The organism is Corynebacterium sp. A21, assembly GCF_052266655.1.
Classification (GTDB): Bacteria; Actinomycetota; Actinomycetes; order Mycobacteriales; family Mycobacteriaceae; genus Corynebacterium.
Genome location: NZ_JBQPQY010000004.1, coordinates 290,570 through 296,569, shown reverse-complemented (window position 1 = coordinate 296,569; position 6,000 = coordinate 290,570). Strand labels below are relative to the sequence as shown.

Sequence of the window (6,000 nt, the reverse complement as noted above, 5' to 3'; positions counted from 1 at the left end):
CCGATGAGGATGACGCCGTCGATGACCTCGATGCCCACCTGATGGCCATGCTCACCCAACGCGATTGGCCCTATACCACCCGTCAGGCGGTGGATACCGCGTTGTTGGTCCGGTTCTTTGAGCGTTTCGCCGACCAGTGTGTCAACGTCGGGACCCGCATCGTGTATCTGACCACGGGTCTGCCACCCGAGGATTACCTGGCGAAACGGGAATGGGAAGCCGAAGAGGCTGCCGTGAAAGCCCGGTTCGACGCCCTGGAACGTCAATTCCACCGCCATTGGCCCCACACCCCCGAAGCGTGAAGACAGCCTCTTTTTGTCGGTCACCGAGTACCTTCTTCGTCATGATTTCATTCTGACCCAGCACGCCGCAGATATGGGCTCAACCAGCAAGGCCAGAGGAAAGACGTACCTAGGAGGTCGGCTGATGGACGAAGTGAGACAGGAGGTGCTGTTGCAAAGTTGGGTAGAGAGGCCACGAACACCCGAGTTTCATTTCCCCATGGTCTCTGCGACTCGACGTTCTCAGGCCGTCTCGAAGACCCGGTTGACGATCACCTCATCCGGATTCGGTTGCCCGTAGGCGAACATGATGCCCTGGTCTTTTCCTAACGAGTGCATCGCTTCTATCCCCTTCAGCGTCCGATATGCAGACATCCCTGTTCTTACATGCACCCTTCGGTCCCAGGATCCTTTTCAGCCGGCCATGGTCGCCCTCGAGAACATTGCCCAAGGTATTTCACCTGACGGTGCTCCACTGTCAGTGGACAGATGCCTTCTTCCTTGAGCTCGGAGATCGCCTTGGCCAAGGGAGCGCTTTGGACAGGGAGGGCGTCTTATCTGTATTAATCACCCGCGGGAACCCAGCCGACGCGTTTGATCTCAGGGTCTTAGCCAGAAGATGCTTGGTTGCAGCGGCATTCCGTTTTGGGGAGAGGTAGCAGTCCAAGGTCTGCCCACCAGCGGTAATCTCCAGGTCAGAGATAGCACCACTTTCCCCCGACCCGGATGCAGGTCTCGTCCACCCGCCAGGACCTGGCCTGCCAGTCAGGAACTTGCCGATGACCGGCGGGTGTGCTTATCCAGCTCAGGAGCATATTTCTGGGCCCACCGGTAGATCGTGGTGTGATCAACCGGCACACCACGCTCGGTCATCATCTCTTCCAGATCGCGATAGCTCACCCCGTAGCGGGTAGTGACCTGTGCACCGCCCACAGAATGATGTCACGAGAGAACTGCCCACCGGAGAAGATACCCATGGAACTAATTATTCCACTCTCACACCATCAGCACCCTGAGTTTGCAACAACACCCCCTGTCTCTGGTTGCGCAACTCCGATTTCCTACTGCCTCACGAAACTCGGAGGAACTTCCCCACTCAACGATTTATCACCCTTATGCTCTTTTATACCCCCATGTCGGGCGGCGACTCTTCCAGTGCGCCCGGAGCATTTGGGGTGGGTAAGATTTTAATATCAAATATTTAGGGGAGCACGTGATAAACGAGTCGAAACGTCAGGCATCGCTCGATGCGATGGGAATTCTTGATACCCCACCCGATGAACGGGTAGATCGGGTAGCCAGGCTCGCGAAGGAAATGTTTGGCGTTCCCATGGTCAGCGTTTCCCTGATTGACCGCGACCGCCAGTGGCGCAAGTCTGAGATCGGACTTGGCGGGTCGGAGGCCCCCCGGGAGGACTCTTTTTGCGATTATACGGTGCGAGAAAATAGAACTGTGATCGTAAGAGATGCGAGTATATCAACAGAATTCGCCGCCAACCCATTCGTCGTAGGCGACCCGCATTTGCGGTTCTATGCAGCCCACCCATTGTATTCCCCTGACGGGTTCCCCGTGGGAACTCTCTGCGTTGTCGACACAGAACCACACGATTTCAAGGAGAGCCAAGAGGCTCTGTTACGAGACCTTGCGTTCTGGGTGCAGACCGAGCTGGCCCGCGACCAAGAGCTGGATCACGCTAAGGTGATCAAGCGTGCGCTGCGCCCGCACCGAGATCCCGATGTGCCTGGTTACACGATCGCCGCGGCTGCGGTCCCACGAGGACAGCTCTCCGGCGACTTTTATGACCTTGCTGTTCACGACGGTGTGTTGCGGGTGACTCTCGCCGACGTGATGGGCAAGGGGGCCGGCCCCGCCCTCGTCGCGGCCGGGGTGCGCGCCTCGCTGCGTACAGCTCCCGCGCGTCCCCTGGCAGAAGCGATGGCGGAAGCCGACCGCCTGGTGGAAGACGATCTCGGTGATACCGGGATGTTTGTCACCGCGGTGCACGCCGATATCGATCTCGACACCGGCCGAGTAGAGCTAGTTGACGCCGGTCATGGCCTGGCATTTATTGCGTGCGCGGACGGAACGTGGCGGCATCTGCGTTCCGGCGGGCTCCCACTGGGTATGGGTGAGAGCAGTCTGAATGAACGAGAGGCAGCGGTTGTATACCTCGATCCGGGCGACTGCTTCGTATGCTTCAGCGACGGGTTGCTTGACGCCCTCGATCCCACTGACCCCTTCGGCCAGGCGGAACAAGTGATCCGTTTATCTGGCCCGGAAGGGGCCGTCCGCGAGGCCGTACGGATCTCGCAGGATGAACGCGTCACCGACGACATCACGGTCATCGCGATCCGGAGGGACCTATGAGCGCGCGTTTCATCTTGATCCGCGTGTTGGCGGTGCTATCTGTCATCTTAGGTGCCAACTACATCGCATGGCGGTGGTTGGAATCGGTGAACTGGGAGTTCTGGTGGATCGCCGTTCCACTCATCATCGCTGAGACCTATAGTCTCATCGACACCTTTCTTTTCTGTCTCACCATGTGGCGGGCACGAGACCGACCTGCCCCAGCATCTCCCCCACAAGGAACCGTGGACGTCTTCATCACGACCTACAATGAACCGCTTGACCTGGTGATGACGACCGCGCTCGCGGCGAAGCGCATCGCCTACCCGCACGAGACCTGGATCCTTGATGATGGATCCAGGCCGGAGATGGAGCAGGCTGCCCTGGAGGCAGGGATCGGTTATGTGACTCGCTCGAAGGACTGGGCCGGAAAGCCACGCCATGCCAAGGCAGGAAACCTCAATAATGCCCTATTCCAGACTGACGGTGAATTCCTGCTGATTCTCGATGCTGACCAGGTGCCGGATCCTCTGATCCTGCACCGCACGCTCGGATACTTCGCCGATGATCCGGAGGTCGCGCTCGTCCAGACCCCACAATGGTTCGTCAACGTCGACGAAGCCGACCCGCTGGGAAGCCAAGCACCTCTGTTCTACGGTCCAATCCAGCAGGGCAAGGATGGTTGGAACGCCGCCTTTTTCTGCGGCTCCAACGCCGTGCTGCGACGTGAAGCACTGATGCAGCTCGGGATCGTCGGGTACGTGCGTGAGATTACGGCTTCGACCAACCGCGCACTGCGCACCGCCGAGCGATTGATCGCCAAGGAAGCGCGTCAGACGACGGACCAAGAACTCGGTGCCGAATTTCACGAGCTGAGGAAGGCAATCGGGCGCGCCCGAGCCGACATCGCCGAGGGAGAGCCGATCGCAGAGGTCACCTTCACGCTGCGCGAAGCGATTGAGCGCACCTCAAAGAACCTGGTGGCGCGAGATTTTGTGGCGATCCGCACGGACTTAAAGATCATTGAGCAGTTGCCGGTCGAGCGGGACACTGAACTCGACCTTGTGGTTATCGACGAGACGGGCCTCGACCGGCTTATGACGGCCGAGCTGTCTCCGCTCGGTGCTGTCGAGGCCGTGGGAGGACTTCTTGACGCGCTGCAGGTGGATCGCGGTGACGAGGCCCAGCCGATTCTTCCCATAGCGACAATTTCAGTGACCGAGGATATGGCGACCGCTATGCAGTTACACTCACTCGGCTGGCGCAGCGTCTACCACCATGAAATCCTGGCACGTGGGCTCGCTCCGGACGATCTACGCACAATGCTCACCCAACGACTCCGCTGGTCCCAGGGCACGCTGCAAGTCATGTTACGTGATAACCCTCTGGTCAAACGAGGTCTTTCCGCCGGACAGCGGTTGATGTACTTCGCCACGATGTGGAGCTATCTTTCGGGCTTCACCGCCCTCATCTATCTGGCCGCACCAGTGATCTATTTCGCGTTCGGGGTGATGCCGGTAACGGCCTGGAGCGCCGACTTCTTCACCCGCTTCTTGCCGTACTTTATTGTCAATCAACTGCTCTTCCTGGTGGTGGCCAAGGGGATGCGCACGTGGCGCGGCCAACAATACTCGCTCGCGCTTTTCCCCGTCTGGATCACTGCCTGCTGGACCGCGGCGGCCAACGTCTGGTTCGACCGCCCCCTTAACTTTGCGGTGACAAAGAAAGACGGCCGCGATACCCGTGGGGTCCCCTGGTGGGAGATCTGGCCGCAGCTCACGGTAATGGTCGTGCTCACCGTGGCGTTAATTATCGGGTTGATCCGTCTCGCCGCCGGGGCAGCCGACGGCACCGGTATCCTCGTCAACTCCGCTTGGGTGATCTACGACCTCGTGGTGCTCAGTGTCATCATCCAGGCTGCCCGGTACCGGGGGTTTGTCGAACCGCTTGCCGCTACAATTCCCGAACAATCTGAAGGACAGAAATGAATCTCGCAACTATCGTCCAGGATGATTTCGCCATCGTCTCGATTACCGGCCGACTTACGGCATCCGGAGCTCCACGGCTGCGCAATGCCATCAGCGACCTCATTGATGGTGGCACTGTCCGGATTGTCATCAACCTGGCGGACACGGAGTTTGTGGACTCCTCCGGTTTGGGTGCGCTTATCGGCGGACTGAAAAGCACACGTATAGCGGGAGGTGACTTCAGGATCGCTGCTGTCCCAGAGAGTGTGCGCACTGTGTTGCGTCTGACTAATCTGGACCGCGTGCTGCGTAGCCACCCAACTGCGGAATCAGCGTTTGATGAGCGCTGATCAGCAAGACTCCCGTTGCCTTGAAGGCGCAGCGGATCTGGTTTTCGTTGATCTCATTCTAGAAGCGATCGAACGCCTCTGGGAATCGGCTGGCCATGTGCGCGTTATGGACCGCACGTTGTTCATGCTCGCCGTGAGCGAGATCGCGACCAATATTGCCGTCCATAGCGGTGACTCGGTTGCTATGCGCGTAAACCTCAACGCAGGAGCGGATGAGTTAAAAGCGGTCATCTGGGACACTGCTCCGCCGGTGGATATCGACTGGGGCTCGGTGACGCAACCCGACCCGGAAGCTGAATCTGGTCGTGGGCTTGGCCTTGCGCGCTCTGTCCTGGATGAACTCCGGCATGAGGCTGACTCCCAGGGAAACACTTGGACACTCGTACGCGTATTAAGAAACTCCCCGGAATAGATCTTGCGGGGTATTGGTGGCAGATTGCCTTCCCAGCATCATGCTGGTTTCAAGGTGCCCACCAAACGGGGATCAGGTCCGTGTCGCCGGCACGAAGTCCTTGGTGCGGGTCTCGAAAGCTGACGGATCACAGACGGCGGATTTACAACGTGATGCGTTGATGAAAGCTGGCGTGGATCCGGATCACATGCATGAGGGCAAGGCGTCGGGCTCAAAGTGCTCACGGGTCAGGGTTCGGCGATTGCCACAACCTCGGCTCAGGGAAAGCTGGTCTTCGGGATTTTCGCCGCACCTGCCGAGTTCGAACGTGAGCTGATTTCCGAACGCACAATCGCTGGCCTGGGGTCAGTCCGGGCCCGCGGGTGCAAGGGGGGGACGGCCCTGCAAGATGGCTCTGGCGAAGGTGCATCTCGCAACGTCGCTATATATAGAGGTATAAGCGTAAAGATAGCAGGAAAGAAACCGGGCCGACTCCCCACCTGGCTCGTATGGTCCTGCAGCCATTGACCTTGGCGGCGATATGGAGAAATTACTCAACGTAGTTGATGTCAAGCCCGCTGGCCGGCCCAGCTTGAAAATTCTCCTATGGAGTGTCCAGATATGGAGGGGGGAATGTGGTAGCTGTGGGGAAATTAGTGTGCCA

Annotated in this window: 6 protein-coding genes and 1 pseudogene; 6 read left to right on the top strand and 1 reads right to left on the bottom strand. The window is 58.8% G+C overall.

Annotation, left to right across the window (positions count from 1 at the left end):
- Window positions 1-302 (top strand): PhoU domain-containing protein (locus ACTU46_RS09465; RefSeq protein WP_443381252.1); only part of this gene is annotated, 302 nt, incomplete at its 5' end.
- 222 nt (window positions 303-524) lie between these two features.
- Here the strand turns inward: ACTU46_RS09465 and ACTU46_RS09460 are convergent.
- Window positions 525-1,258: pseudogene (locus ACTU46_RS09460) on the bottom strand (IS6 family transposase).
- A gap of 275 nt (window positions 1,259-1,533) precedes the next feature.
- On the opposite strand from ACTU46_RS09460, the gene ACTU46_RS09455 reads away from it, so the two are divergent.
- The 5 genes from ACTU46_RS09455 (at window position 1,534) to ACTU46_RS09435 (ending at window position 5,864) form a co-directional block, all read left to right on the top strand.
- A complete protein-coding gene (locus tag ACTU46_RS09455; protein WP_443381291.1) occupies window positions 1,534-2,649 on the top strand; it encodes a PP2C family protein-serine/threonine phosphatase in 1,116 nt (371 codons plus the stop codon).
- A complete protein-coding gene (locus tag ACTU46_RS09450; RefSeq protein WP_443381249.1) occupies window positions 2,646-4,616 on the top strand; it encodes a glycosyltransferase in 1,971 nt (656 codons plus the stop codon). Before ACTU46_RS09455 ends, ACTU46_RS09450 begins: the two co-directional genes overlap by 4 nt.
- Window positions 4,613-4,945 carry an STAS domain-containing protein gene (locus tag ACTU46_RS09445; protein WP_443381247.1) on the top strand — a complete coding sequence of 111 codons (333 nt, stop codon included), beginning with the start codon at window positions 4,613-4,615 and terminating at the stop codon, window positions 4,943-4,945. The genes ACTU46_RS09450 and ACTU46_RS09445 overlap by 4 nt, the downstream gene beginning before the upstream one ends.
- The gene (locus ACTU46_RS09440; protein ID WP_443381244.1) at window positions 4,935-5,357 is read left to right on the top strand and encodes an ATP-binding protein; all 423 of its coding nucleotides are present in this window, start codon (window positions 4,935-4,937) and stop codon (window positions 5,355-5,357) included. Before ACTU46_RS09445 ends, ACTU46_RS09440 begins: the two co-directional genes overlap by 11 nt.
- A gap of 216 nt (window positions 5,358-5,573) precedes the next feature.
- Window positions 5,574-5,864, top strand: a complete 291-nt coding sequence (locus ACTU46_RS09435) for a recombinase family protein (RefSeq protein WP_443381242.1) — start codon at window positions 5,574-5,576, stop codon at window positions 5,862-5,864.
- Window positions 5,865-6,000: the final 136 nt, after the last annotated feature.